General features: G+C 48.2%; 18 protein-coding genes. 1 reads left to right on the forward strand and 17 read right to left on the reverse strand.

The features are described from left to right. Window positions 1–61: 61 nt before the first annotated feature. Genes OCV70_RS07035 through OCV70_RS07050 form a run of 4 tightly spaced genes read right to left on the reverse strand, consistent with a single transcriptional unit; the run spans window position 62 to window position 1,936 of the window. Window positions 62–568 (reverse strand): NUDIX hydrolase, encoded by a 507-nt coding sequence (locus tag OCV70_RS07035; RefSeq protein ID WP_243000132.1) that lies wholly within the window; start codon window positions 566–568, stop codon window positions 62–64. Beyond that, window positions 565–1,095, reverse strand: coding sequence for a EutP/PduV family microcompartment system protein (locus OCV70_RS07040; RefSeq protein WP_021926985.1), 531 nt, complete (start codon window positions 1,093–1,095; stop codon window positions 565–567). The genes OCV70_RS07035 and OCV70_RS07040 overlap by 4 nt, the downstream gene beginning before the upstream one ends. 35 nt (window positions 1,096–1,130) lie before the next feature. Further along, window positions 1,131–1,559 (reverse strand): BMC domain-containing protein, encoded by a 429-nt coding sequence (locus OCV70_RS07045; RefSeq protein WP_021926986.1) that lies wholly within the window; start codon window positions 1,557–1,559, stop codon window positions 1,131–1,133. Window positions 1,560–1,570: 11 nt separating this feature from the next. After that, window positions 1,571–1,936, reverse strand: coding sequence for a BMC domain-containing protein (locus OCV70_RS07050; RefSeq protein WP_021926987.1), 366 nt, complete (start codon window positions 1,934–1,936; stop codon window positions 1,571–1,573). Window positions 1,937–2,207: 271 nt separating this feature from the next. Here OCV70_RS07050 and OCV70_RS07055 point away from each other — a divergent pair, with 271 nt between their 5' ends. Next, window positions 2,208–3,578, forward strand: coding sequence for an MATE family efflux transporter (locus tag OCV70_RS07055; protein WP_262579477.1), 1,371 nt, complete (start codon window positions 2,208–2,210; stop codon window positions 3,576–3,578). Here the strand turns inward: OCV70_RS07055 and OCV70_RS07060 are convergent, their stop codons facing one another. The 13 genes from OCV70_RS07060 to OCV70_RS07120 form a co-directional block, all read right to left on the reverse strand. After that, window positions 3,579–4,496, reverse strand: a complete 918-nt coding sequence (locus tag OCV70_RS07060) for a M14 family zinc carboxypeptidase (protein ID WP_021926989.1) — start codon at window positions 4,494–4,496, stop codon at window positions 3,579–3,581. A 121-nt stretch (window positions 4,497–4,617) separates the two neighbouring features. Next, the gene (locus OCV70_RS07065; protein WP_195587330.1) at window positions 4,618–6,852 is read right to left on the reverse strand and encodes a hypothetical protein; all 2,235 of its coding nucleotides are present in this window, start codon (window positions 6,850–6,852) and stop codon (window positions 4,618–4,620) included. A gap of 88 nt (window positions 6,853–6,940) precedes the next feature. Continuing rightward, a complete protein-coding gene (locus OCV70_RS07070) occupies window positions 6,941–8,191 on the reverse strand; it encodes a glutamate-5-semialdehyde dehydrogenase (protein ID WP_195587329.1) in 1,251 nt (416 codons plus the stop codon). After that, complete coding sequence (locus tag OCV70_RS07075) at window positions 8,184–8,765, reverse strand: 5-formyltetrahydrofolate cyclo-ligase (protein ID WP_195587328.1); 582 nt, start codon at window positions 8,763–8,765, stop codon at window positions 8,184–8,186. The genes OCV70_RS07070 and OCV70_RS07075 overlap by 8 nt, the downstream gene beginning before the upstream one ends. Beyond that, window positions 8,743–8,964, reverse strand: a complete 222-nt coding sequence (locus tag OCV70_RS07080) for a DUF896 domain-containing protein (RefSeq protein ID WP_021926993.1) — start codon at window positions 8,962–8,964, stop codon at window positions 8,743–8,745. Before OCV70_RS07080 ends, OCV70_RS07075 begins: the two co-directional genes overlap by 23 nt. A gap of 36 nt (window positions 8,965–9,000) precedes the next feature. Next, entirely contained in the window at window positions 9,001–9,858 is an 858-nt protein-coding gene (gene proB, locus OCV70_RS07085) for a glutamate 5-kinase (RefSeq protein ID WP_021926994.1), read from the reverse strand. Window positions 9,859–10,212: 354 nt separating this feature from the next. Next, window positions 10,213–11,226, reverse strand: coding sequence for a DUF3048 domain-containing protein (locus OCV70_RS07090; RefSeq protein WP_173767498.1), 1,014 nt, complete (start codon window positions 11,224–11,226; stop codon window positions 10,213–10,215). 58 nt (window positions 11,227–11,284) lie between these two features. Beyond that, window positions 11,285–11,782, reverse strand: a complete 498-nt coding sequence (ybeY, locus tag OCV70_RS07095) for an rRNA maturation RNase YbeY (RefSeq protein ID WP_021926996.1) — start codon at window positions 11,780–11,782, stop codon at window positions 11,285–11,287. A 190-nt stretch (window positions 11,783–11,972) separates the two neighbouring features. Beyond that, a complete protein-coding gene (locus OCV70_RS07100; protein WP_195587327.1) occupies window positions 11,973–12,995 on the reverse strand; it encodes a PhoH family protein in 1,023 nt (340 codons plus the stop codon). Between the two features lie 89 nt (window positions 12,996–13,084). Beyond that, entirely contained in the window at window positions 13,085–13,747 is a 663-nt protein-coding gene (locus OCV70_RS07105; protein ID WP_021926998.1) for a signal peptidase I, read from the reverse strand. A 3-nt stretch (window positions 13,748–13,750) separates the two neighbouring features. Beyond that, window positions 13,751–14,065, reverse strand: coding sequence for a hypothetical protein (locus tag OCV70_RS07110; protein WP_195587326.1), 315 nt, complete (start codon window positions 14,063–14,065; stop codon window positions 13,751–13,753). 87 nt (window positions 14,066–14,152) lie between these two features. Further along, the gene (locus OCV70_RS07115; RefSeq protein WP_021924391.1) at window positions 14,153–14,836 is read right to left on the reverse strand and encodes a PilZ domain-containing protein; all 684 of its coding nucleotides are present in this window, start codon (window positions 14,834–14,836) and stop codon (window positions 14,153–14,155) included. Window positions 14,837–14,984: 148 nt separating this feature from the next. Beyond that, window positions 14,985–16,241, reverse strand: a 1,257-nt coding sequence (locus OCV70_RS07120; protein WP_262579478.1) for a sporulation protein YqfD, incomplete at its 5' end; no start/stop codon positions are given.

The raw sequence follows: 16,241 nt of genomic DNA on the forward strand, positions 1-16,241 counted from the left end.
ACTATAAATCTGTCCTATAAAGCAAATTGCCACATTTGTCTATGACAAATGTGGCAATCCGTTAGTATGACTGACTCTCAAGAGGACGTCCATCCAGTACGGTCTCTACCAGCTCATCCCCTTTATAGCTTAATTTCAGTGAGAAGAAGGGAACATCCTCATTCAGAAGCTTCAGAAAAATCTTATCCCCCTCCCACAATCTCAGATTCCAGATCTCGTCCTTAGGAATCCATTTCAGTTTCCCCTCGTCGCATTCCTTCATGGTTCCTGTAAAACCATCTGCAGTATAAAGGCACATGTATTCCGTGCCGTAGCCCTCCTGTGAAAAAGTGACGATCCCGCGGAATTTCCAGGAGGTAAGGGTATAGCCCGTCTCCTCAAAAACCTCCCGGAGCATACACTCCTCCGGGCTTTCTCCCTCTTCAAAATGGCCTCCCACGCCAATCCATTTCCCCTTGTTCACATCATTCTTCTTGGAAATGCGGTGCAGCATCAGATACTGCCCGTCCTTTTCCAGATAGCATAAGGTGGTAAGGGGGCTTCTCTTTGCTTCTGTCTGTGCCATCATCTGATTCCCTCCGGATAAGTGACTCCCTCAGGAAGAGGATCCCACTCATTTAAGCCAAGGCTTTGTTTAAACTTGGCCTGCTCCAGGGTAAGGCTTGGAGGATCCTCCTGCAGATATTCCATAAGCTCGTCAATTCCCTCTCTTGTCACATTGTTGACCATGAAAATCCGCTCGCAGCCTGCATTGATCAGCCACTGCTTTACCATGGGGATATTGGCGTAGGGGGAATCAATCTTGGTGATGATGCCGATAAGGGGACGCAGGATAAAGGAACGGCAGCTTGCCCCAAACAGATTGAACGGCTCGTCTGCTGCCTGCACGATTGCCACCACGTCTGCCTCAAAGGAAAAGCAGGCAAGTCCCACGCTGAACCGCTTGGACTCCGCATATTCCCCCGGAGAGTCAATGGTATCATCATTGGAATTGGTGTATTGCGTTTTTATATAATGAAGCTCCTCGCCTTTCAGCGCCTGTGTCAGTGAGGTCTTGCCGGCTTCGCTTCTGCCCATCAGAAAAATCTTCTTCATCTATCTCGTCCCTTATCTTTAGCTATACTCTTTACTTAACTTTTATGAACTGTGCACACCTTAAAGCCAAGCTCCTGGTCAAAAAAGCGCACAACCTCTTCTACCGCAGTCTGCACCTGTGACAGTCCGCCTGTCAGGATCAGGGAGCCGCAGAAACGGTCCATAAACCCGATCTGCACATCCGCACTCTTCATGGCAACGTCCGCTGCCACCACAACTGCCTCCCAGGGGGTAAAACGGATCAACCCGATGGCTTCCCCTGTATGGTCCTCCCCCTCATGAACCCCGATATGAAGTCCCAAATTCTCATAAATGCAGGACTGGGAAGGGCTGATCACGTGGGCCAGGCAAACCTCCTTGCCGGGAACACGCACGCGGGTCATGCGCAGCTTCTTCCCCTTCAGGTGCTCATAATCATCATGGAACAGCATTTCCAGCAGTTCTTCCTTCGTTATTCGCTCCATGCCCATACTTCCTATCGCTTCGTAATATTGCAGACTACATATCCTAAGGAATCACGGAAATAATCCACGATCTCTGTCATAGCGGACATTACATCGGAAATCTCTCCTGTGATGATCAGGGTTCCTGTGAAACGGTCTGCAAAGCCAAGATATACGTTGCCGCTCTTTACCGCAATGTCAGATGCGATAACTGCGGACTCCGGCGGTGTCATATTCATGATGCCGATTGCAGAGGAACGGTAATCCAGCTGAGGATTCAGTCCTAACTTCTGATAAATAATCGGTGCCGGGCCTCCCATTACATGGGCAAAGGTAATCTCCTTACCTGCCACAGTCTCCTGTACGATTCTAATCTGTTCTCCATGATCATTTGCCATTTATAAAGTGCCTCTCTTTCGAATATTATGATACCGATTGTACGCCGGATATCTGAATTTTCATTATTATTTTTAATTGTAACATCTGCTCCTGGAAATAGCAAGCAAAAGCCACCCAAAAATCTGTCGGTCCATGGCTGGTCCGGCTGCCCTTCCCATTATTTTTTCTTCTTTTTTATAAAATAATAGGGTGACATCTTTACGTGAGTGTGATAAAATACTTTCGCTTCTAAAAAAAGCAATTAATATGTAATTTTTTTGTATTATTTTTTTGAAAAAGAGGGGATTGATAATGGAAAAAGATATGACCAAAGGCAGACCGCTGCCTGTGATTCTGAAATTTGTACTTCCTCTTATTATAGGAAACATTTTTCAGCAGCTTTATAATATGGCGGACACTATCATAGTGGGACGCTTTGTCGGTTCAGATGCCCTTGCGGCAGTTGGCTCCACGGGAACCATCATGTTCCTTATAGGCGGCTTTTCTCAGGGAATTACAGCCGGCTTTTCGGTATTAACTGCCCAAAGGTTTGGTGCCCGTGACGAAGATGGTGTGAAGATCAGTGTGGCAAATGGTATTTTGCTTTCCCTTATTTTTACAGCGGTTATCAGTACCTTTAGTATGCTTGGCATGCACTCTTTGCTGAAGCTGATGAATACGCCGGAGAATATTTTCCAGGATGCTTACACCTACATTATGATCATCAGTGCCGGAATCATTGCAACCATTTTTTACAATCTGTTTTCCTCCTACCTGCGTGCGGTGGGAAACAGCAAGATTCCGCTTATTTTCCTGGTATTTTCCGCAGTGCTTAATGTAATTCTTGACCTTGTATTTATCATTAACTTTAAAATGGGTGTTGCAGGTGCCGCCTGCGCTACCATCCTTTCCCAGGGTGTATCTGCAGTTCTGTGTCTGGTCTACATTTACACCAAAATGCCTACACTCGCCCCGGCAAGACAGCACTGGAGGCTGCATGGTAAGGAGAGCCGCCATCAGCTGTCTATGGGAATTCCTATGGCACTGCAGTTTGCCATTACTGCCTCCGGTACCATGATCATGCAGTCTGCAATCAATCTGTTCGGTTCCACAGCAGTTGCTTCCTTTACCGCTGCCAGCAAGGTACAGAATCTGGTAACCCAGGGAATGATGGCAATGGGACAGACTATGGCTGCCTACAGCGGCCAGAATTTCGGTAAGGGGGATATCGGACGTATCCGCCAGGGTGTGAAGGCTGCTCTTTCTTCCTGTGTTGTATATTCCATTGGAGCAGCTGTTCTCGTATGTGTTCTTCTAAAGCCTGCCCTTGGACTTTTCTTTACAGGTGATGTGGATATGAACACCGTGCTTCCATGGGCCAAAACATATATTTACTTAAGTGTTATTTTCTATATTCCGCTTAGCACCATTTTCGTATTCCGCAATACCATGCAGGGCTGTGGCTATGGTTTCCTTCCTATGATGGGCGGCGTAGCGGAGCTGATTGCCAGGATGGTAGTCGCACTGATCTCCATGGCACTTACAAGCTACCCCCTGGCATGCTTCTGCGACCCGGCAGCATGGGTTGCCGCAGCTGTCTTTACAGGTGTTTCCTATATCTTTGTTATGAAGGATATTCGGAAAAAGTATGAAACAGCCTGATTAATTTTCCAGCGAGAAAATGTACTCCAACGGCAGCAAATGAATCTCTTCATAAATTTTCGTTTGGCTTTCTTCGCCAGCTTTTCCATCGTTCCCGGGTGCGGGAACCTTGATGCGAAAGGCTGGCTGTTTTATTGTCTGAATATAATATTGTTCCGGGGTTCCCATCCCTTTGAATTTCTTCCCGGAAGACTGTGAGCCTGGTTCCCGTTCCAGATGATAGGACGAGGATTTCTGCATATGTCTGGCAAGACGGTACGACCTTGGCAGACCTCCCATCCCCTGTTCGCTGTGATAATACACGATTTCCCTGCCGGCCTGTCCGAAAGTGAGAAGCCCTCTGCCTCCGTATTCCTGCATGATCCGGATCAGTGCCTTCGTCTCATTCTCGCTGGCAGGCTCCTCTCCCATCCTGGAACGAATGTAGTGGACAGTGGGGAAATTATGACAAATGTCCACGCCCCGGGCATTGTACCCGAAATCTTTCGCCGGAATGCTCTGCATCCGAAGCATCTGCCGGTAAATGGGATTTCGGATCATGGAAAAACCGCTCTGGCTGATCTCATATCCATCCGGATTCAGAAGGGGAAGAAAACAGATCCGGATCTTGTCCAGCAATTTTTTCACCTCGTAAAATTCTTCCAGCTGCCAGCCGCATTCATAAGCCCGGCAGTACTCTTCTGCCATCTGAATCAAAAGCCGGGGAAGCAGGTTCTGGGTTCCGTCAATTCCAGCCACGCAAAAAATCATCTGCGCTCCATTTCCCACCTCTAACATAGGAATCAGCCTGTCATCATGGCTGTTTCCCACTGCGCGAAACTGGCAAAAGCCGCTGTAACGGCCAGCAAGCTCCCATAATGTGTAGTAGAGCTTTTCATATGTATGATTTTGTTCTTTTGGCATAAATTCTGCCCGCATATTCTACCTCCTGCAGCGGAGGAAAATCTCAGGCAGTATTGCATTTTCCGTACCAGCCTGTCCCCCGCCGCAATAGTATTATATGCAAAAAGGCAGGTCAAAATGACCTGCCTTATCATACTTAGTTCTCTCTTTTTCTCTTTCTTACCAGAACATATCCGCCTGCTACAAGAGAAAGACTTGCAAGCATCATCATGGTTGCAATCGGAGAATTGTCGGCTGTTCTTGCATTGCTTGCAGAAGAAGAGCCTGTAGAACTGTCATCTCCGCTATAGTTCTCAGGATCTGTGGAATCACTGCCGTCTCCGGAGCCGCCATTATAGCCGTCTCCACTGCCGCTTCCATCTGTACCGGTTGGAGTAATCGTGCCGGATGGTGTTACGGTGAACTCAATTGCCTTGGAGTAGAATTTCTGCTCCAGAGCCTCCTGTACGCCAGAAACAGCTACCCAGTCAGTGCCGTTGTATATGTACTTCTGGAAGAAGATATACATGGTAAAGGTCTTGGCATCCTTGATACCGTATTTGTTTCCAATAGAGAAACTCTTCTCATATCCGCTGCGGATATTATCCTTATTCACACTCCATCCATAAGGTACCCATTTGGTATCTCCATTAACCGGATCGGTATTCTCGGTTCCTGCACCAACAACCTTGAAGTTGTACATAGTCTTCGGATAGAATGCCAGCGGCTCCTCAAGACCGGTTACCTTGCTGTCTGTTACAGGAGGAGTAAGGGCCGGACGTGTGGTCGGAGTCGGTTCAGTCGGTTCCTCTGTTGGTGTTGCCTTGGCATCCAGAGTCAGTACAAGAGGTTTCTCAGCCTCCACGCCCTTGGAATCTACGCCATAAACTACAACCTTAATATCTGTATCATATGCAACACCTGTAAGCTGTACCTCAACTTTCGTTGCGATATCTCCTTCTGCCACATTGTTGTTCTTCACATCTTCAAAGCTTGGAGTATCCTCTGATTTCTTCACCCAGGTTGCGTAATATTTACCGCCCACACCAGCATCATTGGTAGTGAAGCTCAGGTCTACAGTATGATCATACGCTGTATTCCAGGCCAGGGACTCTGCTTTCAGTTTCATACGTTCAACAGTTGGTGTTTTCACTTCTTCCAGCTGTCCAGTAGTTGTATTAACTGTATATTTATCAGTGTCCAGGTAATGTACATGCTCCAGTACATTCTCCATAGTGGTGTAAGCATTTCCATCTGCATCCTTGCCGATTGTGACAAATGCTTTCACTACATCTGCATCGCTTCTTCTCACCTGCAGGTTTGCAGTATCTGAAAGGACTCCCGTAGCTGCAATATATGCGTTCTCACCGCTCAAAACGATACTGTTCTCGTAATTCACTCCATCATCGTAGTTTTCGCTGACGATCACATTGCCAGATACACGGATTTCACCTTCACTGTAAATTGCTCCGCCCTTATCCATCGACTGGTTGTCCGTGATGGTACCGCCGCCAAGACCAATACTTCCGCCCTGGTTGTAAATTGCAGAGCCAGGCGCGCTGGTACGGTTGCCTGTTAAAGCAACACCGTCAGACATTCCGAAATATCCCTTCTCAAGAGAAACAATAGAACCTGTTGCATCATCTGCGGAAGAGGCATCTACGGTCAAAGATAAAACTGTATCCCCATTCTTGCCTGTGCCAAACTGAAATGCGGTGTTCTCCCCCTGAACCATAAACATATCATCCAGGAATCCATCTGCACGCTTGATCACAGTACCGTCCTCTGCTGCTGCGATGGACACATTCCGGCTGTCAGAGATCACGATGGTATCGGAAATCTCAATGGTACCTGTCACAAGAATCTGGGATGGAGCCGCATTCTTATCTGCGTTGGCCGGTGCCATCAAAATTGCATCTGCCAGAGTCTTGCACTCGGTCTGATTGCCCTCGGCATCCTGGAAATAAATCTTGCAGGTGGAAGTCTCTTCCTCTGTTCCAGCCTCCTCTGCCTGTGTGGCAATGCCAGCTTCTCCGGCTTCCTGAGTCTCTGCATCTCCGCTTCCGAATCCGTCTGCCTGGCTGCTGTCGGTGCTCTGATCTGCTGCAGGAGTATCCGTCTGATCCTGGGATGGTTCCTGCGTGGCGGCATTATCTGCAGTGTTATCCTCTGCTGGCGCTTCTGCCGGTGTCTCCGCTGCGGCATCCCCTTCTTCTGCCGGAGCAGCGGTATCCTGAACAGGCTCTGCAGCCTCCTCTGACTCCACGGCAGCTGCTGTATCGTCTGTTGTCACGGTCTGGGCATCTGACTCTGCGAACGCCATAGTTGCCGGAGCCATTCCGGCAGCAAGAGTTCCAGCCATGATCAACGCTAAAATCTGCTGTTTTTTCATTTTAAAAAGTCCTCCTTATAAACGAGTCCCCCGTATTAAGTATTAACATCAAAGTCCAGTATAACATATTTCATTTCAAAAATCAAACTTATGGGCGAATCTGTCCGTTTCCATAAATAATATATTTCGTGGAAGTAAGGGCCAGAAGTCCCATTGGGCCGCGGGCGTGAAGCTTCTGGGTGCTGATTCCGATCTCTGCTCCGAATCCGAACTCAAAGCCGTCAGTAAAACGGGTGGAAGCATTTACATACACTGCTGCCGCATCCACCTCATCCAGGAATTTCTGCGCGTTGTTGTAGTCCCGGGTGATGATTGCCTCTGAATGTCCGGTATTGTAGCGGTTAATATGACGGATAGCTTCCTCCACAGAACTAACCACTTTAATAGAAAGAATGTAATCCAGGTACTCGGTTCCCCAGTCCTCTTCCGTAGCAGAAACCGCATCCGGAATCAGTGCTTTGGCTGCTTCATCCGCACGCATTTCTACATGCTTGGTGCGAAGCCGCTCTGCCAGAACCGGAAGGAACGCATCCTTCACTTTCTCATGAACCAGAAGGGATTCGCAGGCATTGCACACGCCCACTCTCTGGGTCTTGGCATTCATCACAATGTCTGCCGCCATGGCAAGGTCCGCACTCTCATCCACATAAATGTGACAGTTGCCTGTACCGGTCTCGATTACCGGGATGGTACTGCCGTTTACAACCGCCTTGATCAGTCCCCGGCCGCCTCTTGGAATCAGTACATCCACGTACTCGTTCATTTTCATAAACTCTGCGGTGGTCTCTCTGGAAGTGTCCTGGATCAGCTGGATGGCATTCTCTGTAAGATCCTGGGCTTTCAGGGCACTGCGGATACAGTCCACAATGGCAGTATTGGAATGGATGGCATCGCTTCCGCCTTTTAAGATCACAACATTGCCGGTCTTAAAGCAAAGGGCAAAAGCATCTGCGGTCACATTTGGTCTGGCTTCATAAATGATTCCGATTACACCGAGGGGAACTCTTTTCTGACCGATCATCAGTCCGTTAGGACGTTTCTTCATGCCGGTTACTTCCCCAATAGGGTCGTCAAGAGCCGCTACCTGGCGCAGACCCTCTGCCATTCCCTCTATTCTCGCTTCCGTCAGCATCAGACGGTCCACAAGGCCTTCCGGCATATGGTTGCGTCTGCCGTTCTCTACATCTATGGCATTGGCCGCAAGCAGCTTATCAGCGTGTGCCACAAGGCTGTCTGCCACTGCTTCTAAGACTTGATTCTTCTTCGCAGTGCCAAGATTGCGAAGAATCACTTCCGCTTCCCGGGCATTTTCGCCCAGAGTCTGCAGCATTTCATTCATTTATAAGTCCTCCCTTCGGTAAGGCATTCCTGTAAATATTGCTTTGCGTCACAATGATCTGCGGGCAGATATCGGTCGGCTCTGTGGGAACCTGATCCAGGATCTGGAAATCAAAGGCAACTGCAACCCGCTGAGTATCCGGATGCTTCTCCAGAAAACGGTCGTAAAAGCCTCCGCCGTATCCCACTCTGTGGTTCTCACGGTCAAAGGCCACTCCCGGCATGATCATAAGGGCATCCGTCCAGTCCACAGTCTCTCCTTCTGCAGGCTCCGGAATTCCGAAATATCCAGGAGCGAGCTGGGAGAAATCTGTCAGGCGGTAAAAGACCATGTCCTTTCCCACCACCTTGGGAACTGCCACTTCCTTGCCGGATTTCCAGGCTTCCTCAATAATAAACCTTGTCATGACCTCATGATTGTAATCTGCATAAGCCATAACGCGGTCTGCCTGCAAAAATTCCGGAAGCCGGATCACGCGCTCGGTCAGCTGGCGGCTCCATTCTTCCACCTGCTCATCGGCGCACTGCTTCCTGGCTGCAAAAATCTGTTTTCTAATGAGTCTTTTTTCTTCCATATTTTTCTCCAAGGTTCACAATGGTACCATCGGCTTCCTTGATGTCAATATTGTCAAGCTGGTTGCGCAGGTTCATCTTGATAGTGGCAATATACTCCTTGCGAAGCTTCGCCTGCTCAATTTTCTCTTCCTCTGTAAGACCAACACTCTGTGCCTTGTGATGAAGGGTGTTGATCCGATCAATCATTTTACTGTCCATATTATACTCCTCTTCTATTTATAATCTGTAATACACTTATAACAATTTCTCTATATAATCTATCAGGTAAAACTCTTCCTGCTTCTTTCCTACGAAAAGGGTGCCGCATTTATCCCCCTCCACAATACGGTGGATGTTATGGAAGTCGCCGCCGTTGGCGATCACCATATCCGTGCCTGCCGCTGTGGCAATTCTGGCTGCGGTCAGCTTGGTGGCCATGCCGCCGGTACCAACTTTGCTTCCGGTGGAGCCTTTTCCCATGTTCAAAAGCTTGTCATCCAGCTGCTCAACTGTATCAATAAACTCCGCCTCCGGATTGGTATTGGGATCATCTGTGAAAAGCCCGTCTATATCGGACATCAGAATCAGAAGATCTGCACCGATCAGGGCTGCTACCACTGCGGAAAGGGTATCGTTGTCTCCGAATTTCTCCAGGGACTGCAGCTCGTAGGTGGAAATAGAGTCATTCTCATTTACAATGGGGATTACCCCCATAGACAAAAGCTCATTGAAGGTATTCTCCGCATTCTTACGGTTGGCATTGTTTACCATGGTGTTCTTGGTCATCAGGATCTGGCCTGCCATCTGATTGTACTCTCCGAACAGCTTCTGGTAGATCATCATCAGCCTGGCCTGTCCCACAGCTGCACACGCCTGCTTCTGGCGGGACTCCTGAGGCTTCTCCTTAAAGCCAAGGGCTGCCGCGCCCACTGCAATGGCTCCTGAGGATACCAATACCACATCCTTGCCCTGGTTGCGAAGATCTCCCAGCTCTCTTACCAGTACCTCAAGCTTGCGCAGGTTCAGTCTGCCTGTCTGCGGATGGGTAAGGGAGGAACTGCCGATCTTGATTACCACACGTTTTTTCTCTTTCAGTCTTTCCCGGTAATTCATTGTTCTAGTCAACTCCGTTAATCGTTAATGTAATAAAAAAATAATAACCCTTTTGGCAACTGTTCAGCACCTTCACAGTTACCTTTTTGCTACTTATCTTACATCATTTTTCTTCATTCGTCTATAATTTTGGATAATGGATGAATAATTTCAAAAAAAATTCACATTTTCTAAAAAAAATTAATATAAATGCTTCTGGGGGCAGGCTCTAGGGCCTGTTTGAAAAAGGCTCTAACCTCATATAAACAAAACAGGGATCTCAGGGCGCGGCATAAACACGCACTTGTCCCTGAAATCCCCCATTCTCTTATTTACTATTACTTTAAAAATCCTGGTTGGCAGCCATGAATTCTGTCACTGCAAAGTCACAGATCCTACAGAATCATTGAGCACGATCTCTACCCAGGTCTTGCCGCGGTTCAGCTGGATCTCCTGGCCGTTGGAATCATAGTAATGGGTAGTACCCCACTGGGAATCCTTACTCCAGGTAATATCGATTGCCTTGCCTCTGGTAATGTATTTGCCGCTGCCGCCGGACTGGGTATCAATGTTCAGATAGCCATTAGCATCATAAGCCTGATAGCCGGAATACTGAAGAATAATGTTGTCACAGGTCAGCTGCTGTCCTGTCAGCTGGTCCACATGAGGTGCATTAAACTGGAAGCGGCTGTATTCCTTGGTCTCGGCATTGTATTCAAACCAGGGATGATTGTCCCAGAAGTTATCCAGCTTCACAAGAGTCGCCGGTGCTCCTTCATCCAAAGTAATCTCTGTTCCCTCCGGCGCAAACTGATAATGTCCGGTGTAGCCCTCCGGATACTGCTGGCTGTAGCCAAGGCTCTGGATTCCTGCCTGAAGGTGGGCTGCATCTGTGTAGGCATTGTGAGGTGCCACACGGTCTGTAGTCCGGTAATAGGCATTTCCAAGAGTCAGTCCGTTCAGATTATCGATCACATGCTGATCCAGATACTGAAGTGCATACACAGCCTGTCCATAATGTGCGTAAATGGCATCAAATTCATTGGCGTAGAAAATATAATAATCACGGCAGCTTCGCACAGAGCCGATTCTCTGCAGATTATCGTAATCCTCGATGACCGCCATAAGCCTGGTAATGCCGCCCTCCACAGGTGCTTCATAAATAACCCCGGCATTTCCGGTACCGCTCTGGGGTGCACCGTTGGTATCATTGCCCAGCATGACTGCAATGGGGCGTCTTCTTCCAACGCTCTCAGGCACATCCTCTCCGGTCAGATAGCTTGTCACCTGCATTTCCAGATTGTCTTCTGCCTGTACGCTTACGGCTGAACCAGCCAATGTGCAGGAAATCAGCACGCCTGCAAGAAATTTCAGCATTTTCTTCTTCATGTCTTTTCCTCCTTACGCTGTCAACAAATCTTCATCCTAATATTCGCTGTACTAACTATCAGCGGGTAATTCCAAGCTCATCCAGTGCCTTCGCCTGTCTTGCCTCCATATCCGCAGCTTCCTCGGGAGTCATATGGTCATATCCCAGAAGATGCAGCATACTGTGGGCAACCAGGAAGCAGAACTCACGCTTCACACTGTGTCCGTACTCTTCTGCCTGTGCAGCTGCCCGCTCTGCGGAAATCATAATATCCCCCAGAAGAAGCTCTCCGCTGTCCAGGTCAAAACAGGACTCATCGTCCTCTGCCACAGAATAATCTGCCGGAGTCTCAAAAGGCAGCATTGGGAAAGAAAGCACATCTGTGGCTCTCTCTATTCCCCTGAACTCTGTATTTACACGCTTGATCTCTTCATTGTCCGTAAGAACCAGATTCACCTGTGCATCCCATGGACATTTCTCCATGTCCAGCACCTTCTCGGCAACGATTTTCGCAAGAGCGGGGCAGTCCAGGCCCAGGTCAAAATCTGTCTCACATTCATATTCTATTGTAACCAAAGCTTTCCCTCCTGGTGTAATGTACAACCTTTCAGTGATCCAAAGGGATACTCCAAACTAAGCGAACTGAATAGTTGTACTTATTTTATAATATTCCAATTCGTATCTGTAATGACAACTTTCCCTTTTGAGAGTTCCATCATCAGCCAAAAACCTTCGCCGTCAGCCTGGCAGCAAACTGGGGGCACACTTAAGATCTTCCACTCCTTCGAACTGCCCGCTTCTGCGTCTTCTCCGCAGCCTTCGCCTCTTCCTTCTCAAATGCCTTAACAATATCCTTCACAATCTTACAGCGGACAACGTCACGGTTGGTCAGAGAAATCGTGGCAATGTCATCCACATTTTTCAAAATAGACGCACATTTCTGCAGACCGGAGTCGGTCTCCTTGGAAAGGTCGATCTGGGTCACATCTCCGGTAAGAATCATTTTGGAGCCCACACCGATACGGGTCAGCGCCATTTTCAAAATAGGAAGCGTAGCATTCTGGCTCTCGTCGATGATGATCATACTGTTATTCAAAGTACGTCCTCGCATGTAGGCAAGAGGTGCCACCTCAATGATTCCCCTCTCCCGCAGCTTGGCCGCCTGATCCGGGCCAAACACATCATTCAAAGCATCATACAGCGGCTTCAGATAAGGGTCTACCTTCTCCTGCAGGTCTCCCGGAAGAAAGCCAAGCTTCTCTCCCGCTTCAATAGCAGGACGGCTGAGAATGATTCTCTCAATCTCATCATTTCGGAACATCTCCGCCGCATAGGCAACTGCCAGATAGGTTTTACCTGTACCAGCCGGTCCGATGCAGATGGTAACCGTATTGTTTTTCAATGCGTTAATGTAGTTCTTCTGGCCGATGGTCTTGGTGCGAATGGGACTGTTCTTGTAATTCAGAGTTACCGCATCCCCCAGTACCTTACGGGTACTGTCTGCAATATCCTCGTCCTGATCATCCCCCTCGTCCGTCTCATCCAGAAAACGATGGATCATATCCACAGAAAGCTGCTGCTGTTTGCTTAAGGCTTCCTGCATGGCTTCAATAATATTCACGGCACTGCGGATCCGTCCGTCATTGGTGCCGCTTACGGTAATACTGGAATTTCTCTGGGTAATAGATACCCCAAGACGCTTCTCGATCACCTTGATCAGCTTGTCATTGATACCGAAAAGCTCCTGTAAAATGTCTAATGAGTCAATCTCTATATTCGCGGATTTCAAATGCTGCTCCTCCTTATTTCTGAGTGTGCTTCAAAAAATATTCTGCCAAATATGGGTCACCATTTGCAGAAATGCTTTTTCGCCACACTTTATTCTGTCTCTTCTGGCTTCTGACTTTCCGCGTCAGATTCTTTTATACTATCCTGCTTCTCCAATTCTTTCTTCTTACGAAACTGCTCTACCGCTTCCCGGATGGCTGCCTCTTCCTCTTCCTTCGCAATCTTGCGGGCAAGGGAAATTGTCTGGAAAAAATTGCTCAGCAAAATCACAGCCAACGGTACCAGGATCACCGGGATAAAAATCAGCGGATTGGAAACCAGTCTGGAAATTTTTCCCAGGATCACAGATGACCAGATCACTTTTCCCACAAGGTATTCTGATTTCACATCATAGGGGTCTTCCACATTATTCCCATCTCCCTTGGTGGTATAAACATACTGACCGCCATCTTTCTCGATCCTTACCACACGGTGAGTATTCACCGCCCCGTCCAGCATAGGATCAGAAGAATAAAAAGAAATCACATCTCCCTCCCTGATCTGGGAAGGATCGGTCTCCTGCACCAGGATCATGGTATCCACATCATAGGTAGGCACCATGCTTCCGGTAGTGATCCGAAGCAGAGTAAAACCGCCTATACTGGGCGGTTTTCCAGGCTTGGTCAGCAAGACCATGATCAGCACCACAATGGCTGCTGCTATGATCACTACTGATATAAAATTAACAATGCCGTATATTATTTTTTTCAACATGGATTAATTGTCATCCTCTTTGTTCTTACGGTCGCGGCGATCCTGCAGAGCGTTCACGATATAGTGGGACAAAGTATTGGCCTGGGCTTTGGCAATTGCTTTTTCCCTCTCCTTCTTCGCCTCTTCAAGCTGCTGCTTCACCTGCTCCAGGGATTCTGCGGACTGCTTCTTCACACGGTCCACATCCTTCTGGGCTTTCTTCTGTGCAGCTTCCACTTTCTTCTTCGCTTCTAACTGCGCTTCCTTCACCGCCTGATCTGCCTTCTTCTGGGCATCGGAAACATCGGTACGTGCCTTATTTCTGGCTGCTGCGATCATGCGGTCAGCTTCTGCCTTTGCAAGACCTGGTTTTCTGAAATATCGGCAGGGATTTCCTCCTGCCTGTTCTTCCTTCTCTTCATACTCTTACAGTCTGTATCTCTTCTTCACATAGGCTACATAGTTCTGCATAGCGGCCTTCTCCTCAGGGTCTGCAAAACGCAGCTGGATACCGGCTACATAGCGGAAGCTTCCGCCCTTGGGTACCTCTCTCATCCAGCAGATCACGCCAGCCACCTCGTGCTCCGGAACTCCTGCGGCGGCAGTTCCGATTCTGGGAAGGGTGAAAATGCAGGTCTCCCCTACATCAAACCAGCGGTTCATATAAATTGCAAGACCGCCGTTGGAAATATCCATAGTCTCGCCCAGCTCCTGATCGATCTCTCCGTCTGAATTCAGTGCCCAGGTATCCTGCATGTATTTCACCGGCAGAGCCACCTTCATACGTACATCCACACGCTTGATAAACTGTCTGTGTTCTGTTACACGACGTACCTTCCAGAAACGGCGGATTCCAACCTTCACGGTATCGTCTACATATCCGGCAATAATGCCCGCTTCCTCTCCGTCGCCGTACTCAAACAACAGCTTCTGATTCTCGTCAGGCTCCAGTGCTTTTCCCCCAACCATAGGGATGGATACCAGAAAAGCAGATTCGTCTAATGATTTATTAAAAGTACATATCATATTGAATTTCGGTTCCTGACCGATGGGAACATCAAATGCCATTCGAAGCTTCGTTCCCGGATTGATCTTTAGTGCTCCTGCCATGCTTCACCTCAGTCTCCGCGTTTCATCCTGCAAAGGCGTTTTTTCTATATCGCTACTTATTTATCCCATATTATAACAAATATCATAATTTCCGTCTACATTATTTTACCAAATTATTTTCAGAATATTTCCAAAAAGCACTGAAATTTTACGAAGTTTCCTCTCCCTTTTGCACACTTCTCCTCTCCCCGCATTTTTCATCCACGGTCAAGGTTCCTTTGGTGATGCAGCGGGTTTTGTCTACGGTGATGGAAAGACTGGTGTCCACAATGGTGATGTACTGATCCAGCAGATTTTTTTCGTAGAGTTTTAGCTGCCGGGCGGCTTTTTCTTCGGCCTGTTCTTTGGTGTATACAGCCTTTTCGATCTGGTAGGGCGTGCGGGTGATTTTTCCCAGGGAAATAGGGAGGGCAAAATTTTCAGTGACCTGCCAGGGGATTTCTTCCACGGAAGTGATATGCTGCTCCCGGGACGCGCTGCCCGCGCCCAGAATCCAGTTTCCTATGTGAAAATACCAGCTGTTTTTCGGCTTGCCGTCTGCGATTTTTTTCTGATAGGAAAGGGAAAATTCCTGGTAGTATGGGATCTGATGGCGGACATAGATGTCTGCGTCTGCGGAAACGTACTCGGTGCGCACCACCTCCTGGCTGTCATTTAAAATTTCCACAATTCCGGATATGAGAAGGTCGCCTTTCTGACAGGTGTCACCTGTTTTCATCTGGGGAACGCCGCTTCTTGTGGTCATGCTTACGATCTCGCCATCCAGGTCTGCGATCAGATCACAGGGCACCGCCTCTTCCTGAAGGGTTTCTTCCAATACCTCCTCCTGAATGGTAAGAAGCAGCCGGGTTCCCTGCACCCTGGCAGAAACAAAGGTAATATCCGGGTAATTTTTCCGAAGGAGGGCTGCGATTTCCGAGCAGTTTACATTTTTTTTGCTGATTCCGTGGATCACGCCCTGCTGATCCAGAAATTCCAGAAGCTGGGGCGTAGAATTTTTCACGTTTCCGTCAATGTGAATGTTCCAAATGCGGCCGGAAAGCCAGAAAAGCAGAAGGGCGCACAGCAGGATGCCTGTAAGAAAGCATTTCCTGCGCCAGCTTCTGTACAGGAAAAAGGGCAGGCCTCTTTTTTCCAGAATTTGGATGCGGACATGGGTTTTGCTATGTATGGGGGCCAGCTTTTTGAAATCTGCTATGGAAATGCGGGCGGTGAGTTTCTTCTCTTCTGGGAGACAGACATTTTCCAGAAGGAGGCCTCTGGCGCGGCACAGGTTTAGGAAACGCTCTATCTGCTCCCCGGATACGGAAATTTTCACAGAGCCGCGGACGAATTTTTCGGGACTTTCCATGCTTCCAGGCTCCTTTCTTATTTTGGACGTTACATTCTTTCTCATCCACGCTCC

The sequence above is a fragment of the Blautia acetigignens genome, assembly GCF_025566865.1.
GTDB classification, from domain to species: Bacteria; Bacillota; Clostridia; order Lachnospirales; family Lachnospiraceae; genus Blautia_A; species Blautia_A acetigignens.

Bases quoted from the DNA above. Each gene is read 5' to 3' on its own strand.
- proB (WP_021926994.1), bottom strand. From the start codon at position 9,858: ATGAATTACCGGGAAAGACTGAAAGAGAAAAAACGTGTGGTAATCAAG.
- OCV70_RS07105 (WP_021926998.1), bottom strand. From the start codon at position 13,747: ATGTTGAAAAAAATAATATACGGCATTGTTAATTTTATATCAGTAGTG.
- OCV70_RS07050 (WP_021926987.1), bottom strand. From the start codon at position 1,936: ATGGCAAATGATCATGGAGAACAGATTAGAATCGTACAGGAGACTGTG.
- OCV70_RS07060 (WP_021926989.1), bottom strand. From the start codon at position 4,496: ATGCGGGCAGAATTTATGCCAAAAGAACAAAATCATACATATGAAAAG.
- OCV70_RS07110 (WP_195587326.1), bottom strand. From the start codon at position 14,065: ATGATCGCAGCAGCCAGAAATAAGGCACGTACCGATGTTTCCGATGCC.
- OCV70_RS07090 (WP_173767498.1), bottom strand. From the start codon at position 11,226: ATGAAGAAGAAAATGCTGAAATTTCTTGCAGGCGTGCTGATTTCCTGC.
- OCV70_RS07070 (WP_195587329.1), bottom strand. From the start codon at position 8,191: ATGAATGAAATGCTGCAGACTCTGGGCGAAAATGCCCGGGAAGCGGAA.
- OCV70_RS07045 (WP_021926986.1), bottom strand. From the start codon at position 1,559: ATGGAGCGAATAACGAAGGAAGAACTGCTGGAAATGCTGTTCCATGAT.
- OCV70_RS07035 (WP_243000132.1), bottom strand. From the start codon at position 568: ATGATGGCACAGACAGAAGCAAAGAGAAGCCCCCTTACCACCTTATGC.
- OCV70_RS07065 (WP_195587330.1), bottom strand. From the start codon at position 6,852: ATGAAAAAACAGCAGATTTTAGCGTTGATCATGGCTGGAACTCTTGCT.
- OCV70_RS07115 (WP_021924391.1), bottom strand. From the start codon at position 14,836: ATGGCAGGAGCACTAAAGATCAATCCGGGAACGAAGCTTCGAATGGCA.
- OCV70_RS07080 (WP_021926993.1), bottom strand. From the start codon at position 8,964: ATGGACAGTAAAATGATTGATCGGATCAACACCCTTCATCACAAGGCA.
- OCV70_RS07075 (WP_195587328.1), bottom strand. From the start codon at position 8,765: ATGGAAGAAAAAAGACTCATTAGAAAACAGATTTTTGCAGCCAGGAAG.
- OCV70_RS07040 (WP_021926985.1), bottom strand. From the start codon at position 1,095: ATGAAGAAGATTTTTCTGATGGGCAGAAGCGAAGCCGGCAAGACCTCA.